This is a genomic window from Streptomyces sp. NPDC088745 (assembly GCF_044751045.1).
Taxonomy (GTDB): domain Bacteria; phylum Actinomycetota; class Actinomycetes; order Streptomycetales; family Streptomycetaceae; genus Streptomyces; species Streptomyces cremeus.
Map to the genome: position 1 here is coordinate 49988 of NZ_JBIVLB010000017.1, position 14867 is coordinate 64854.

Here is a 14867-nt window from a genome sequence, read left to right on the forward strand (position 1 = left end):
CGGGCACGTCCGCACCGGTGCCGGTCGAGGAAGGTTCGAGGGGTTCTCCGGGCCTCCCGGTGAACCTCGACGCAGACGCCGCAGCGGACGTCGGAAGGAGACGGGGCCGATGGCGGTTGCACGCGTGCAGCACAGAACGTACTCGGTGGACGTGGACGCCCCTGCCGGTGCGGTCTACGCGACTCTCGCCGACAGCCCCCGCTGGCCGCTGTTCCTGCGTTCGAGCATCCACGTCGAACGGCTCGACTTCGACGGGGTCCACGACCGGTTCCAGGCCTGGACCCAGCAGTACGGCACGGTCCGCTCCTGCCTGGTCCGCCGCACCCTCGACGCCGGGGCCCGGCGCATCGACTTCCACCACGAGGCGCCCGCGGACCCGGTCCTGTCCCACACCGGAAGCTGGCGGGTCGAGACCAGGGCGGGCGGACGCTGCCGGCTCGCCCTGGACCACGACATGACCCTCGACCGGGGCGGCCCCGGGGACGCCGATGCGGCGGTGCGGGCCACCGACGCCCGCAGCGCCGCCGAACTGGCCCGCCTTGGGGCCGTCGCCGAGCGCTGGGACCGGCTGGAGCAACTGCTGCTCTCCTTCGAGGAGTCCGTACGCATCAAGGGCCCCGCCGAACTCGTCTACTCCTTCCTGTGCTCCATCGCCGACTGGCCGGGCCGCGTCCCGCACCTGCTGAGCGCCCGGGTCGCCGAGGAGCGGCCCGGAGTGCAGCACGTCCGCGCCGAGACCCGGTGCGGCGCCCGGGTGCGCAGCACCGAGACGGTCCGGGTCTGCTTCCCGCACGCCCTGCGGATCATCGCCAAGGAGACCGCGCCGCAGGAGCCGTTCCAGGCGCACACCACCGAGTGGTCGGTGGTGCCCGGCGAACGGGACGTCACCGCCTTCGCCCACCACCAGGTGCTGCTGCGCGAGGACCCGCACGTCGCCACCGCCGCGGTCCGCGCCCACGCGCGCGACCTGCTCCGGGGGCAGAGCAGGGCCGTGCTGAACGGCGCCAAGCGGCACGCGGAAACAGCGGTCCGCACCCTGTGAACCGGCCACCCCTCACCACCCCCCGGCCGGGGCGCCCCGAAGGCGGCGCACGGCCCCTGGCGGCCGCACGGCAGCGCGCGGCCCGGCTCGAAGCCCTCCTCGGCGACCCCCGCGACCCGGCCAACCCGCACTCGCAGGCCGCCCTCGCCGCCGCGGACACCCGGGGCGTGCCCCCGGAGCCCACCGAGGCCCTGCTCGGCGAGGCGGGCGTCGGAGCCGAGTGCGTACCGGTCGCGTCCGGCGGCCTGTTCACCCGTGCCGACCTGCTCCTGGCCGCGCTGCGCCCGGTCTTCCGCCGCGATCTCGCCCTCGGCCTCGGCGCCGCACCGCTGGCCGCCGCCGCGCCCGTGTGGGCGGTGGGTGACGCCCGGCAACGACGGCGCACCGCACAACTGCTCCTGGGCGGCGGCCGGTTGACCGTCGTGCCCGGCGAACTCGCCCACGCCAACGCCCTGATCCGGGGCGGGCCGAGCGTCCGCCGGGCCCGCGACGGCTGGATCCTCCACGGCCGCAAGGACCTCGTCAGGGACGCCCGCCGGGCGGGCGCCTGGGTCGTCCACGCCCGCACCGCATCCGGCCCCGGCCGTTCCGTATTCCTGCTGGAACCCGGCCTGCTGCCCGTCGACGCCGTGCGTACGCTGCCCAGGGCGCCCGCCTCCGGCCTGCGCGGCATCCCGCTGTCCGCACTGGAGTTCACGCACTGCCCCCTGCCCGCGGACACCCTGCTCGGCCGCCCCGGCGACGGGACCGCGCTCGCCCTGCGCACCTTCCAGCTCGACCGCTGCCTCGTCGCGGGCGCCGCCGTCGCCGCCGCCGAGACCGTACTGCGCCTCGCCGCGCACACCGTGTTCGCCGGCCGTGACGCCCGGACGGTCCGGCGGCGGCACACCGCGCTGGCCCCGCTCTTCGCCGACCTGCTCGCCTGCGACAGCATGGCCACCGTCGCCCTGCGCGCGCTGAGCCTGCCGGCCGGCCGCACCCCCCTGACGGCCGCCGCCCTCAGCCAGGTCGTCCTGGACGTACTGCGGGAGAACCTGGAGGACCTGATCGGCGTCCTGGGCACGCACGGCCACTCACCGGGCAGCGCGCACGCGGCCCGCGACAAGCTGGTCCGCGACCTGCCGCACGCGGGCCTCGGCCACACCGGCACGGCTGCCTGCCACGCCGTCATCGTCCCCCAACTGCGCGCACTGGCCGCGCACTCCTGGTTCCGGGACACCGCACCGCCACCCGCACTCTTCCGCACGGGCGCGGACCTGCCCGCGCTCAAGCACCGGCTGCCGTCGGCCGCCGACGGCGGGGACCTCCTCACCGCCGCTCTGCTCGCCTCGGTCGAACGCCTGTCCCACGCTCCGCGCGCCGACGGCGCCCGTACCGTACTGGCCGCTCTCGCCCAGGCGTTCACCGGCGAACTGCACGAACTGCGCCGTCGCTGCACGGCCCTGCCCGACGTCTTCGACCCGGCTGCCGTGGTGCTCAGCGACCGGTTCGCGCTGCTCCAGGGCGCGGCCGCGGTGCTCGGCGTCTGGGAGGCCCAGGACGGCACCGACGCCTTCCTCGCCGAGCCCGCCTGGGCGGTGCTGGCACTGTCCCGGCTGGCCAGAAGGCTGGGCCTCACCGCGCCCGCACCACCCGAAAGCTGCGTGACGCAGGTCCTGGACGAACTCGCCCGCCGCGGCCGCGGCGACCGCGACTGCGCCCTGGACGGCGGCGCACCCGCGTACTGAGGAGGGAGCGGGACGTGTCCCACCGGAGCGACGTGCACCACCCGACCGAGACGCCCCACCCCAGCCAGACGCCCCACCCCGGCGCGGCCGACAGCACCACCGTGCCCGCGCCGCCCCTGCACATGCCCGGCTCCGCACCCGCCCGGTCCTGGGAGACGGTGCGCGCACGCCTGGAGCGGGAAGGACATGCCGTCGTCACCGCGACCTGGGGCGAGTGGCTGTCCGCCGCGCTCACCGACCCCGCGCTGCGCCCCCTGCTGGGCCGCGACTGGCAGCGCTACCGGCGCACCGGGAACGCGGTGGCCCGCTACCGCTTCGTCACCTCCCGGATGCTCGTCAAGCACACGGCCGCCGCGGTCCTGGACACCGACCCGGCCGCGCTGGAACTCGCGTACCGGATCGGCGGCAGGCCCTTCCTGCGCGGCTTCGACCAGCTCGACGTCAGCCTCAGCCACACCGGCGACCTCCTCGTCGTCGCGGTCAGCCGCACCGGCCGGATCGGCGTGGACGCCGAACCCGTGGGCCGCGAGATCCCCTTCGGCGTACTGGGGCGGCGCATGTGCACCCCCGCCGAGGCGGCCCTGCTGGCCGGGCTGACGCCCGAGCGGCAGGCGCGGGGGCTGCTGCGGCTGTGGACCCTGAAGGAGGCCTACACCAAGGCGCTCGGGCAGGGGATGCGGCTGGGGTTCACCGAGTTCGGCTTCGGCGACGACGGCGCCCCCGTCACCGCCGACGGCTCCCCGGCGCCCGGCGGCGACTGGACCTTCACCACCCACCCGGTGCTGGACGGCCGCTACCTGGTGAGCACGGCCTGCCAGGACACCGGACTGGACCCCGCCCACGACCTCACCGCCCGCACCATGCTCGACCCCGAGTTCACCGGTGCCGTGCGCACCGCCCGGCACCGGGAGCCGGGCGGGCCGCCTCGAAGGGCCCTCTAAGGCCCCTCCACCGGCACGCCGGAAGCTGGGCAGCACTACCGAGCGCCAAGTCCCCGGGACGCCCGGGGCCCAACAGGCTGGAGCAGGCACGTGACAATCTTGGTGACTGGAGCGACGGGAGCCGTGGGCCGGCTCGTGGTCGCCCGGCTCGTCGCGGCGGGTGCGTCGGTGCGCGCGATCAGCCGCACCCCGGCGACCGCCGGTCTGCCCGAACAGGTCGAGGTCTTCGAGGGCGACCTGGAGAAGCCGGAGACCCTGCGCGCCGCCCTCGACGGCGTGGAGCGCCTCTACCTCTTCCCGGTGCCCGAGGCCGCCCGCGAGGTCGTCGCCCTGGCCAAGGAGTCGGGGGTGCGCCGGATCGTCGTCCTCTCCTCCTCCTCGGTCCTGGACACCTCGGGCGACAACCACAGCGGCGAGTACCACCGCGCCGTCGAGCGCGCCGTCGAGCAGTCCGGCCTGGAGTGGACCTTCGTGCGCCCCGACGAGTTCGCCACCAACCTGCTGTGGAAGTGGGGCCACTCCATCCGCACCGAGGGCGTCGTACGGGCCCCCTACGGCAACGCGGCACGCGTGCTCATCCACGAGGACGACGTCGCCGCCGTCGCCGCCACCGCCCTCCTGACGGACGGTCACACCGGGCAGGCGTACGTGCTCACCGGCCCCGAGGCCATCACCCAGGCCGACCAGGTCCGCCAGATCGCCCAGGTGCTCGGCCGCCCCCTCGCCTTCGAGGAGATCACCCCGGCGCAGGCGCGCAAGGCCATGGGCCGGGCCATGCCCCAGCCGGTGGTCGAGATGGTGCTGGGCTACCTCGCCGACGCCGTCGACCACCCGCCCGTGCCCAAGGACACCGTCGAGCGGGTCACCGGCCGCCCGGCGCTGACCTTCGCCCGCTGGGTCGCCGACCACGCCGCCGACTTCGCGGCGGAGCGGGCCGCCGGCCACGCCGCCGACCGCGCCCCGCAGCCGACGGGCGGTGCGGCATGAGCGCGGCACCCGCCGAGCGCCCCGCGACCGGCGGACCCGGCACGTCGGGCACCGCCACCGCCAACCTCCTGGTCCGGATGACCGGCAGCGGAACGCCCGAGGAGCACATCCAGACCGAGACGGGCCCCCGGCCCGCGGCCGCCAAGGGCGGTGTCGTGGTCGCCGTGGAAGCGGCCGGGGTGTCCTTCGCCGAGGTCCAGATGCTCCAGCACCTCCACCCGTTCCCGCCGCGCTTCCCCTTCGTGCCCGGCTACGACCTCGTCGGGCGGATCGTCGAGGTCGGCCCCGGCGTCACCGGCTGGAAGACCGGCGACCGCGTCGCCGCGATGCCCCGCACGGGCTCCTGGCAGCGCTACGTCGCCCTGCCGGCCAAGGACCTGACCGAGGTCCCGGAGGAACTCGACGCGGACGTGGCCGTGGCCCTGGTCGCCAACGGGGTCACCGCCTACCAGATGCTGCACCGGCTCACCCGATTGCGCCCCGGCCAGACCGTTCTGGTGCACGGGGCGAGCGGAGGCGTGGGCGCCCTGCTCACCCAGCTCGCCGTCCACCACGGGCTGCGGGTCGTCGCCACCGCGTCCGCCGCCAAGCACGACGCCGTACGCCAACTGGGCGCGGAGCCGCTCGACTACCGCGCCCCCGACCTCGCCGCCCAGGTGCGCGCGCTGGTCCCCGGCGGCGTCGACGCCGTCTTCGACCACATCGGCGGCCGGGGACTCGACGCAGGCTGGTCGATGCTCGCCCGCGGCGGCACCCTGGTCTCCTTCGACTCCTCGGTGGCCGGATACCGGCCCGGCCAGTGGTTCCGGCCGCACGTCCCGGCCCTGCGCCGCACCGTGGCCCGCTTCTTCGCCCGCCACCTGGGGCTGACCGGCGGCCGCCGGATGAGCATGTACTACGTCAAACCCGGCGCCGCCTTCAGCGCCGACTACACCGAGCTGTGCCGGCTCGCCACGGCGGGCGTCCTGACCCCGCGCATCGCGGGCCGCCACCCGCTGGAGCACACCGCCCGCGCGGTGCGCGCCCTGCTGGACGGCACCAGCATCGGCAAACACGTCCTGACCCCCGGGCCGACGACCGCGCCCTGAGCCACCGACCCGCAGCAGACGACGAGGGGAACAACCCACCATGACCGCACCGGTGAAAGAGCGTCCCGCCGCATCCGGCGTGCAGGAACGCAACAAGGAGATCGCGCTCGCCTGCGCCGCCGCCTGGAACCGCTGGGAACTGGACGGCATCTTCACGCACTGGTCCCCGGACATCCGGCACTACTCCGAGGACCGCCCGGTCGACACCGAGCAGATGGCCGCCGCCATGCGAGGGGGCCTCGCCGCCTTCCCCGACCTGCACCTGGACGTACGGTCCATCGTCGCCGAGGGCGACCGCGTCATCCTCCGCATCACGGTGACCGCCACCCACCTCGGCGAGTTCCTCGGCAAGGCCCCGACGGGCAAGAAGGTGTCCTGGTTCATGCTGGAGGAACTCCAGTTCAACGACGCCGGGCAGATCATCGAGCACCACGACGTCTTCAACTACCTGCCGATGCTCAAGGAGCTGGGGCTCGTCGCCGCCGACGTCCTGTGACCGCAGAAGGGCCCGTGCCGCAACCCCGGGGGTTCGCGGCACGGGCCCTTCCACGCGGCCCCTCGGGAGCCTCAGGCCAGGTCGTCGCGGGCGACCGTACGGGCCGACACCTTGAGTCCACCGTCCGCGTCCCGCACCAGGACGTCCTCGCAGACGCACACCCGGTGCACCCGGGAAGCGCCGCCGATGTCCGAGACGTACACGATCGCGTACGAGCGGACGTCCACCGCGCCGTCGGGGCGCGGCCGCACGTCCAGCATCCCCAGAAAGTGCCGGTGGCGCTGACCGGCCGCGGCGAGCTCGGCGTGACTGCGGGTGGTGGCCGCCACCAGAGCGGCCCGGCCCCGCGCGGGCTCGGGCAGCGTCGGTACGGCGAAGGTCGCGTCCTCGGTGAAGGTGTCGGCCCAGCCCTGTGCCTCGGCGAGGTCGAGGAGCTGCATCTGGTGGGCGTAGAACTGCTGCACCTCGGCGTGGAGCGCGGCACTCCAGGCGGCGGCTGCGGGGGCTGCGGGTGCGAGGTCGGGCGCGGTGGTCATGGGTTCTCCCTCTCGGTCCTTGACTGCCCCCATGCTGTGCGCCGCGGGTCGCACCCCCTTGGAGGATCCCTCGACCGGCGACCGCGCGCACCGGGCGGGGCCCGCCCTCCAGCCGCCTTCCGCCCGGCCTCCAGCGGGTCCGGGGACCGTCGAAGCCGCCAAGCAGAGCAGAGAAGGGTGGAACAGGTGTCCGCTGAGAAGGTGCACCGCACGTCGCACGAAGTGGAGATCGCCGCGCCCGCGGGAGTCGTCTACGGGATCATCGCGGACACGGGGAAGTGGCCGCTGTACTTCCCCCCGAACATTCACGTCGAACGCCTGGAGGGCACGGGCCCCGACGGCGCACAGGGCGGCGGGGGCACGGAGCGGCTGCGGATGTGGGCCACCGCCAACGGCACGGTGAAGACGTGGACCTCGCGCCGCGAACTGGACCCGGGCCGGCGCCGCATCGAGTTCCGCCAGGAGATCCCGGCCGCGCCGCTGACCGGCATGGGCGGCACCTGGATCGTCGAGGAGACCGGCGAGCTCGCCACCCGGCTGACGCTGCTGCACGACTTCACCGTGGCCGACGACCGCGCCGAGGACGTCGAGTGGGTGCAGCGCGCCACCGACACCAACAGCACCTCGGAACTGGGCCGCCTCAAGGCGCTCGCCGAACGCTGGCGCGAACTCGACGACCTGGTGCTGTCCTTCGAGGACTCGGTGCACGTCGAAGGGCCGGCCGAGCGCGTCTACGACTTCCTGTACCGGGTGGGCGACTGGCCCGAGCGCGTACCCCACGTGGACCGCCTGGACCTGGTCGAGGAGACGCCGGGGGTGCAGGTCATGTCGATGGACACCCGCACGGCCGACGGCTCGGTGCACACCACCGAATCGGTGCGCGTCTGCTTCCCCGAGGCAGGGCGCATCGTCTACAAGCAGACCGCGACGCCCGCGCTGATGGCCGCCCACACCGGCGAATGGTCCCTGCGCCCCGAGGGGACCGGTGTGAAGGTCACCTCGCAGCACAGCGTCGTCCTGCGGCCGGAGAACATCGAGCGGATCCTGGGGCCCGAGGCGGACGTCGCCGCCGCCCGCCGCTACGTCCGCGAGGCGCTGGGCCGCAACTCCGGCGCCACCCTCGCGCTCGCCAAGGAGTTCGCGCAGAACGCCACCGCGACGCGTTGAGACGCGGTGCGCGTCGGGCCGTGACCCGGCGGTACGGCTGCTCTGACCCACTGGACCGGGTTCCCCCGCGGCAGCGATCCGCGCTGCCGCCGTGACCTCTGGAGGACAACTGTGAAGGAAAGCCGATGAGGCGGGTCGTGATTACCGGAATCGGCGTGGTCGCACCCGGCGGCGTGGGCACCAAGGAGTTCTGGTCGGTCCTCACCTCCGGCCGCACCGCCACCCGGGGCATCACCTTGTTCGACCCGGCGCAGTTCCGTTCCCGTATCGCCGCGGAGGCGGACTTCGAGCCCGCCGACCACGGATTCACCCCCGCCGAGGCCGAACGACTGGACCGGGCCACCCAGTTCGCCCTGGTCAGCACGGCGGAAGCACTCGCCGACAGCGGGCTGACCGGCGAACTCGACGCACTGCGCACCGGTGTCACCCTGGGCAGCGCGGTCGGCTGCACCACCGGCCTGGACGTGCAGTACGCACAGGTCAGCCGAGGCGGCGCGGACTGGGTCCTGGACCACACCCGGGCCGTACCGCACCTCTTCGACTACTTCGTGCCCAGCTCCATGGCGGCCGAAGTGGCCCGGCTGGCCGGGGCCCAGGGACCGGTGTCCCTGGTGTCCACCGGCTGCACCTCGGGCCTGGACTCCGTCGGCCACGCCGTGGAGCTGATCCGCGAAGGCAGCGCCGACGTCATGATCACCGGCGCCACCGAGGCGCCGATCTCCCCGATCACCGTGGCCTGCTTCGACGCGATCAAGGCCACCAGCCCGCGCAACGACGAACCCGGGACCGCCTCGCGGCCCTTCGACCGCACCCGCAACGGGTTCGTGCTCGGCGAGGGGGCCGCCGTCCTGGTCGTCGAGGAGCTGGAGCACGCCCGCCGCCGCGGGGCACAGGTCTACGCCGAGATATCCGGCTTCGCCAGCCGCAGCAACGCCTACCACATGACCGGACTGCGCACGGACGGCGTGGAGATGGCCGAGGCCATCACCGCGGCCCTGGACGAGGCCCGGCTCGACGCCGGCGCCGTCGACTACATCAACGCCCACGGCTCCGGCACCAAGCAGAACGACCGGCACGAGACGGCCGCCTTCAAACGCGCCCTGGGGCAGCGCGCCCACGAGGTGCCGATCAGCTCCATCAAGTCGATGATCGGCCACTCCCTGGGAGCGATCGGCTCCCTGGAAGTGGCCGCCAGCGCCCTGGCCATCGCCCACGACGTCGTGCCCCCCACCGCCAACCTGCACGAGCCCGACCCCGCGTGCGACCTGGACTACACCCCCTTGGTGGCCCGCGAACAGCCCACCGACACGGTGCTCACCGTGGGCAGCGGCTTCGGCGGATTCCAGAGCGCCATGATCCTGACCCGCCCGCACCTGGGAGTCACCGCATGAGCGACGCCACCACTCTCGACCGCCCCCGCGCGGCCCACCGGGACACCCCCGGGCGCCCGACGGCCGTGGTCACCGGAATCGGCGTCGCCGCCCCCAACGGGCTCGGTGCCCGCGCCTGGTGGGACGCCGTCCTGCGCGGCGAGAGCGGCATCCGGCCGCTGACCCGCTTCGACGCCACGAGCTACCCGGTCCGCCTCGCGGGCGAAGTGCCCGGCTTCGTCGCCGAGGACCACGTACGCAGCAGGCTGCTCGCCCAGACCGACCAGGTGACGCGGCTCAACCTGGCGGTCGCCAAGGAGGCGCTGGACGACGCCGGGGTCGACCCGGCGGACCTGCCCGTGTATGCGGCAGGGGTGGTCACCGCGAGCTCCGCCGGCGGCTTCGAATTCGGCCAGCGCGAACTCCAGGCCCTGTGGAGCCGCGGCGGCCAGCACGTCAGCGCCTACCAGTCCTTCGCCTGGTTCTACGCCGTCAACACCGGCCAGATCTCCATCCTGCACGGGCTGCGCGGCGCCAGCGGCGTCCTGGTCACCGAACAGGCGGGCGGGCTCGACGCCGTGGCGCACGCCCGCCGCCAACTGCGCAAGGGCTCCTCGCTCGTGGTCACCGGCGGCGTCGACTCCGCCCTGTGCCCCTGGGGCTGGGTCGCCCATGTCGCCGAGGGCCGCATGAGCGCCAGCAACGACCCCGACCGTGCCTTCCTGCCCTTCTCCGCCGACGCCGACGGCTACGTACCCGGCGAGGGCGGCGCCCTCCTGGTGCTGGAGGACGCCCGCAGCGCCCGCGACCGGGGCGCCCGGGTGTACGGGTCGGTCGCCGGGTACGCCGCCACCTTCGACCCGCCTCCGGAGACAGGCGGCGCAAGGCTCGGCGCCGCGGCCGAACTCGCCCTGGCCGACGCCGGATTGGCTCCCGAGGAGGTCGACGTGGTCTTCGCCGACGCCGCGGGCGAGCGCGCCGCCGACCGCGCCGAGGCGCAGGCGATCAGCGCGCTGTTCGGCGAGCGGGGCGTACCCGTCACCGCCCCCAAGACCATGACCGGCCGGCTCTCCGCCGGAGGGTCCTCCCTCGACCTGGCGGCAGCCCTGTTCTCGCTGCGCGACCAGGTGATCCCGCCCACCACCGGCACCGACCGCCCGGCCGATGACTGCCCCCTCGACCTGGTCACCGGCGCCCCGCGCACCGGGGTCCGGCTGCGGACGGCACTGGTGCTGGCGCGCGGCCGGGGCGGGTTCAACGCCGCGGCCGTGGTCCGCGCCTGAGACAGCTTCCCCTCACCGTCGTGCACCGCACGGATTCCCGCACCCACAGAAATGAGGCATCACCATGACCCGGTTCGAACTCACCGACCTGACCGCCCTGCTGCGCGAGTCCGCGGGCGCCGACGAAGGCGTGGACCTGGACGGCGACATCACCGACGTCCCCTTCGACGACCTCGGCTACGACTCGCTGGCCCTGCTCCAGACCACGGGCCTGATCGAGCGCCAGTGGGAGGTCGTCCTGGACGAGGAGGCCGTCTCCGAGGCCCGCACGCCGGGCCAGTACCTGGAGGTCGTCAACCAGGCGCTGACCGCGCGCGCCGCCGCCTGACGCACCGGCCCCGGCCCGGGGCCCCGCCCGTGCCGGGGCGCCGGGATGCAGCGGGGCTCCATCCGCTCTCCAGAGCGGATCACCACCATCGAACCCAGACGACCACGCAGACACCTGCGCAGAAGACGCCAACGACGCCAACGACGCCAACGACGCAGACGACGCGTCCGACAAGGACTGGGGAGGGGCTGTGGGCAGCAGTGTGAACACGGCGCGGACCGCGCACACCCGGGTCGCACCCGCAGGGCACGAGTCCGGGCCCGCCGAGGGCTTCCTCGCGCACGCCCGTCGCACCCCGCACGCCACGGCCCTGGTCTGGCGCGGCGAGGAGACGGACTACGGCACCCTGCTGCACCGGGTACGCGAACAGCGCGCCCGGCTGCGCGCGACACCCGGCGACGCCCCGGTCGCGGTCCTGGCCGTGAAGTCGCCCGACACCGTCGCACTGGTCCTGGCCTGCCTGCTGGAGCACCGCACCGTCCTGCTGCCCTCGGCCACCCTCGGTGCCGACGCCCTGGAGAGGCTGTGCGCCGAAGCCGGGGTGGGCGCGGTCCTGGACGCCGCCCCGGACGTACCCCCGTCCGAGCACCCCGCGCCCGCCCGCGCACCGCAGCCCGACGGACGGCCCGCCCTGCTGCTGACCACCTCGGGCTCCACCGGAGCACCCAAGATCGTGCCGCTGCGCGCCGAGGGCATCGCCGCGTTCGTCCACTGGGCCGCCGACGCCTTCGGCATCGGGCCCGGCACCACCGTCCTCAACTACGCCCCGCTCAACTTCGACCTGTGCCTCCTCGATGTCTGGACCACCCTCGCCCACGGCGGCCGCGTCGTCCTCGTCGACGCCGAACAGGCCCTGAACGGCCCCCGCCTGCTGGAGCTGCTCGCCACCCACCGGCCCCAGGTCGTCCAGGGCGTCCCCCTGCTCTACCGGCTGCTCACCGAAGCCGCGCAGGACACCGGGCGGACACTGGCGGGCGTACGCCACGCGATCTTCACCGGCGACACCATGCCGGGCCCGCTGCTGGCCGCACTGCCGGACCTGATGCCAGGCGCCCGGCTCCACAACATCTACGGGTGCACCGAGACCAACGACAGCTTCTGGTACGAGGTGCGCGACGCCCGCGCCGAGAGCCGCGCCCCGCTCCCGCTCGGCCGCCCCCTGACCGGCGTGGAGCACTTCCTCGCCGACGAGCGGGGGAGCGTGGTCGAAGGAGCGGGCACCGGCGAACTCCTGGTCTCCACCCCCTTCCAGACCGACGGCTACCTCGGAGCGGCCGCCGCCGCCCCGGTCTTCGCCCCGCCCCCGCCCGGCAGGGGAGCACACCCGTACTTCCGCACCGGCGACCTGGTGCGCCGGCACCCGGACGGCACCCTCACCCTCGAAGGGCGCACCGACCATCAGGTCAAGGTGCGCGGAGTCCGGGTCAACGCCCAGGAGGTGGAGAGCGTCCTGCTCGCCCACCCCCACGTCACCGAGGCGGCCGTCCTGGCCGTGCCGGACGCCGGCGCCGGACACCTGCTGCACGCCGTCGTGCGGCGCGCCGCCGGCTCCGGCCTCCACAGCCTGACGCTGCGCGGGCACCTGGCCCGTCGGCTGCCGCGCGCGGCCGTTCCCACGGCCCTGCGCATCACCGACGACCCCCTGCCCAGGACCTCGACCGGCAAGGTCGACCGCGCTCTCGCCGTCCGGGCCCCTCTCACCAAGGAGAACTGACCATGTCCCATGCCCAGGCAGTGAAGGCGTTCATCGTCGAGGAGTTCCTGCCCGACGTGCCCGCGGCCGAACTGGCCGACGACTACGACCTCCTGGAGAACGGAGTCGTCGACAGCCTCGGACTGCTCAAGGTGATCGCCTGGCTGGAGGACCGCTACGGCATCGACGCCGACACCGTCGACCTCGACCCGGACTCCTTCACCACCGTCGCGGCGATCACCGCGTTCGTCGAGCGGTTCGCACCCCGCAGCGCGGGGGCCGTGTAGCCATGCACGAGGCCGTCGTCTCGCTCATCGGCCGCGTCCCCGTGGAACTGCCGGTGTGGCGGTCGTTCTGGGACCGGCTGCACAGCGGTGGTCTGCTGCGCGGGGAGGCCGCGGCCCTCCTCGCCTCGCTGTCCACCGAGATGCCCGGCCGGGAGACCCTGCACGCGCTGCTGGCGTCGCTGGACGAGCGCCGGACCCCGGCGCCCGCCGGCGACTTCACCGGAGCCGTCAACATCGTCGGCACCGGCGGCGGCCTTGCCACCTTCAACATCTCCACGGCGGCGGCCCTCGTCGCCGCCGCCACGGGCGTCCCCGTCGTCAAGACCGGCTCCCGGGCGTACACGAGCCGCTGCGGCTCCCTGGATCTGCTCACCCGGCTCGGCATCACACCGACGACCTCCCACGCGCAGACCCACGCGGTCCTTGAGCACTGCGGCATCGCCTTCGCGGGCCTGTTCGTCTACCCGCCGGAGATCGCCCTGCTCGCACGGGCCGTGGCACCGCTCGACCTCCGCGCCCTCGGCCCCTTCGTCAACACCCTCGGGCCCTTCCTCGCGGGCACCCCCACGGGCGCACAGGTCACCGGTGTCGCCCGGCCCCGGCACCTGGAGGGACTCGGGCACGCCGCCGCGTACGCCTCGCGCGCCGGCCGGACCGTATGGCTGGCCGTCAACGACGCCGGTGCCGACGAACTGCTCGCCTTCACCGCCAACACCGTCCACGCCTACGAGGACGGGGCGCACACGGAGTTCACGCTCAGCCCCCGGCCGCTCGGGCTGGGCGGCGGAGACCCGGCCGACCTCGCCGTGCCCGACGGCGGAGTGGAGGGCAGCGCCGCCCTCTTCCTGGAGGTGCTCGCCGGGCGGGGCAACGCGACCGCGCACCGGACGGTCTGCCTCAACGCCGCGGCGCTCGCCGTGGCCGGCCGGCGGACCGGCGACTGGCACCAGGCCCTGGCCGCCGCCGACGACGCCCTGCGGAGCGGCGCCGCCCTCGACCGGCTGGAGCGCCTGCGGTCCCTGGAGGCCGCACATGCCTGACAACCCCGGGACCCCCGTCCTGCCGGTCGCGGCCCGGCCGGGCACCGCCCCGCACACCGCGGCCCCCCACGCCCGGCCCGGATTCTTCGCCGGGCGCGGGCCGGAGCGGCCGGGACTCGCCGTGTTCGCGAACGCGGGCGACCCCCCGCTGGCCCGGCTGCCCGAACTCGTCGCGATGCTCGACGAACAGGGCGTCGACTGCCTGGAACTCGCCGTCCCCTTCCCCCACTCGCCCACCGACGGGCCGGTGATCCGCCGCTCCGCACAGCGGGCACTGGCCGGCGGGGCCACCCTCGCGGCCGTGCTCGACGCCGTCGCCGCCGTCCGGCCCGGCCTGCGCCGCCTGCGCATCGCGCTGCTCGCCGACTGGAGCCACAGCGTCAAGGGCAGCGGCCTCGGGGAGTTCCACCGGGCCGTGGCCGACGCGGGCTGCGACGCGCTGCTGCTGCACGGACTGCCGCCCCGGCTGCGCGCCGCCCACGTCGAGTCCGCACACCACGCGGGGCTGCCGCTCGTCACCACCTGCTACGCCGTCTCCAGCCCGCAGACCGTGTCCGCCGCCGCCCGCGAGGCCTCCGCGTACGTCTACCTGGTCGCCCACTACGGCCGCAGCGGTACGCCCGCCACGGCCGGGCCCGGTCAACTGGCCGCCGCCCTCGCCGCGTTGCGCGCCCAGACCGCCCTGCCGGTCGCCGTCGGCTTCGGCGTGCGCACCGCCGGGGACATCGCCGCGCTCGGCCGCACCGGCGCGGACGCGGCGGTCGTCGGCAGCGCCGGCGTCGCCCGGATCGAACAAGCCACCCATGAGGGGCGCGACCCCGTCGAGGAGTTCGCCTCCTTCGTACGGGACCTGCGCCGCCCGTCCGTCTGACCCGTCCGCGA

At 74.7% G+C, this 14867-nt stretch carries 15 protein-coding genes; 14 read left to right on the forward strand and 1 reads right to left on the reverse strand.

The genetic code is table 11. The annotated features are described in order from the left end of the window. Positions 1–109 precede the first annotated feature (109 nt). From ACIP93_RS32005 to ACIP93_RS32030, 6 genes are all read left to right on the forward strand, one after another. Positions 110–1042, forward strand: a complete 933-nt coding sequence (locus ACIP93_RS32005) for an SRPBCC family protein (protein ID WP_401764576.1) — start codon at positions 110–112, stop codon at positions 1040–1042. Continuing rightward, complete coding sequence (locus ACIP93_RS32010) at positions 1039–2769, forward strand: acyl-CoA dehydrogenase (protein WP_401764577.1); 1731 nt, start codon at positions 1039–1041, stop codon at positions 2767–2769. The genes ACIP93_RS32005 and ACIP93_RS32010 overlap by 4 nt, the downstream gene beginning before the upstream one ends. A gap of 14 nt (positions 2770–2783) precedes the next feature. After that, entirely contained in the window at positions 2784–3710 is a 927-nt protein-coding gene (locus ACIP93_RS32015; RefSeq protein WP_401764580.1) for a 4'-phosphopantetheinyl transferase family protein, read from the forward strand. A 90-nt stretch (positions 3711–3800) separates the two neighbouring features. Beyond that, on the forward strand, positions 3801–4697 hold the full coding sequence (locus ACIP93_RS32020) for an NAD(P)H-binding protein (protein WP_401764582.1): 897 nt from the start codon (positions 3801–3803) through the stop codon (positions 4695–4697). Then, positions 4694–5785, forward strand: a complete 1092-nt coding sequence (locus ACIP93_RS32025) for a zinc-binding dehydrogenase (protein WP_401764584.1) — start codon at positions 4694–4696, stop codon at positions 5783–5785. The genes ACIP93_RS32020 and ACIP93_RS32025 overlap by 4 nt, the downstream gene beginning before the upstream one ends. A gap of 40 nt (positions 5786–5825) precedes the next feature. Further along, positions 5826–6281 carry an ester cyclase gene (locus ACIP93_RS32030; protein ID WP_345219947.1) on the forward strand — a complete coding sequence of 152 codons (456 nt, stop codon included), beginning with the start codon at positions 5826–5828 and terminating at the stop codon, positions 6279–6281. 71 nt (positions 6282–6352) lie between these two features. On the opposite strand, the gene ACIP93_RS32035 is transcribed toward ACIP93_RS32030, so the two are convergent. Beyond that, entirely contained in the window at positions 6353–6817 is a 465-nt protein-coding gene (locus ACIP93_RS32035) for a nuclear transport factor 2 family protein (protein ID WP_345219946.1), read from the reverse strand. A 186-nt stretch (positions 6818–7003) separates the two neighbouring features. Between ACIP93_RS32035 and ACIP93_RS32040 the strand changes: the two genes are divergently transcribed. From ACIP93_RS32040 to trpA, 8 genes are all read left to right on the forward strand, one after another. Continuing rightward, the gene (locus tag ACIP93_RS32040; protein ID WP_401764588.1) at positions 7004–7984 is read left to right on the forward strand and encodes an aromatase/cyclase; all 981 of its coding nucleotides are present in this window, start codon (positions 7004–7006) and stop codon (positions 7982–7984) included. Positions 7985–8109: 125 nt separating this feature from the next. Beyond that, complete coding sequence (locus ACIP93_RS32045; RefSeq protein ID WP_345219944.1) at positions 8110–9375, forward strand: beta-ketoacyl-[acyl-carrier-protein] synthase family protein; 1266 nt, start codon at positions 8110–8112, stop codon at positions 9373–9375. Further along, a complete protein-coding gene (locus tag ACIP93_RS32050) occupies positions 9372–10637 on the forward strand; it encodes a ketosynthase chain-length factor (RefSeq protein WP_401764592.1) in 1266 nt (421 codons plus the stop codon). Before ACIP93_RS32045 ends, ACIP93_RS32050 begins: the two co-directional genes overlap by 4 nt. 64 nt (positions 10638–10701) lie before the next feature. Further along, positions 10702–10965, forward strand: a complete 264-nt coding sequence (locus ACIP93_RS32055) for an acyl carrier protein (protein ID WP_345219942.1) — start codon at positions 10702–10704, stop codon at positions 10963–10965. 190 nt (positions 10966–11155) lie between these two features. Continuing rightward, a complete protein-coding gene (locus ACIP93_RS32060) occupies positions 11156–12679 on the forward strand; it encodes an AMP-binding protein (RefSeq protein ID WP_345219941.1) in 1524 nt (507 codons plus the stop codon). A gap of 2 nt (positions 12680–12681) precedes the next feature. Next, entirely contained in the window at positions 12682–12945 is a 264-nt protein-coding gene (locus ACIP93_RS32065; protein WP_345219940.1) for an acyl carrier protein, read from the forward strand. A 2-nt stretch (positions 12946–12947) separates the two neighbouring features. Beyond that, positions 12948–13985 carry an anthranilate phosphoribosyltransferase gene (locus ACIP93_RS32070; RefSeq protein ID WP_401764595.1) on the forward strand — a complete coding sequence of 346 codons (1038 nt, stop codon included), beginning with the start codon at positions 12948–12950 and terminating at the stop codon, positions 13983–13985. Next, positions 13978–14856 carry a tryptophan synthase subunit alpha gene (trpA, locus tag ACIP93_RS32075; protein WP_401764598.1) on the forward strand — a complete coding sequence of 293 codons (879 nt, stop codon included), beginning with the start codon at positions 13978–13980 and terminating at the stop codon, positions 14854–14856. Before ACIP93_RS32070 ends, trpA begins: the two co-directional genes overlap by 8 nt. Positions 14857–14867: the final 11 nt, after the last annotated feature.

Coding starts and splice junctions, on each gene's coding strand:
- ACIP93_RS32005 (WP_401764576.1), top strand. CDS start 110: ATGGCGGTTGCACGCGTGCAGCACAGAACGTACTCGGTGGACGTGGAC.
- ACIP93_RS32025 (WP_401764584.1), top strand. CDS start 4,694: ATGAGCGCGGCACCCGCCGAGCGCCCCGCGACCGGCGGACCCGGCACG.
- ACIP93_RS32030 (WP_345219947.1), top strand. CDS start 5,826: ATGACCGCACCGGTGAAAGAGCGTCCCGCCGCATCCGGCGTGCAGGAA.
- ACIP93_RS32035 (WP_345219946.1), bottom strand. CDS start 6,817: ATGACCACCGCGCCCGACCTCGCACCCGCAGCCCCCGCAGCCGCCGCC.
- ACIP93_RS32045 (WP_345219944.1), top strand. CDS start 8,110: ATGAGGCGGGTCGTGATTACCGGAATCGGCGTGGTCGCACCCGGCGGC.
- ACIP93_RS32050 (WP_401764592.1), top strand. CDS start 9,372: ATGAGCGACGCCACCACTCTCGACCGCCCCCGCGCGGCCCACCGGGAC.
- ACIP93_RS32055 (WP_345219942.1), top strand. CDS start 10,702: ATGACCCGGTTCGAACTCACCGACCTGACCGCCCTGCTGCGCGAGTCC.
- ACIP93_RS32065 (WP_345219940.1), top strand. CDS start 12,682: ATGTCCCATGCCCAGGCAGTGAAGGCGTTCATCGTCGAGGAGTTCCTG.
- ACIP93_RS32070 (WP_401764595.1), top strand. CDS start 12,948: ATGCACGAGGCCGTCGTCTCGCTCATCGGCCGCGTCCCCGTGGAACTG.
- trpA (WP_401764598.1), top strand. CDS start 13,978: ATGCCTGACAACCCCGGGACCCCCGTCCTGCCGGTCGCGGCCCGGCCG.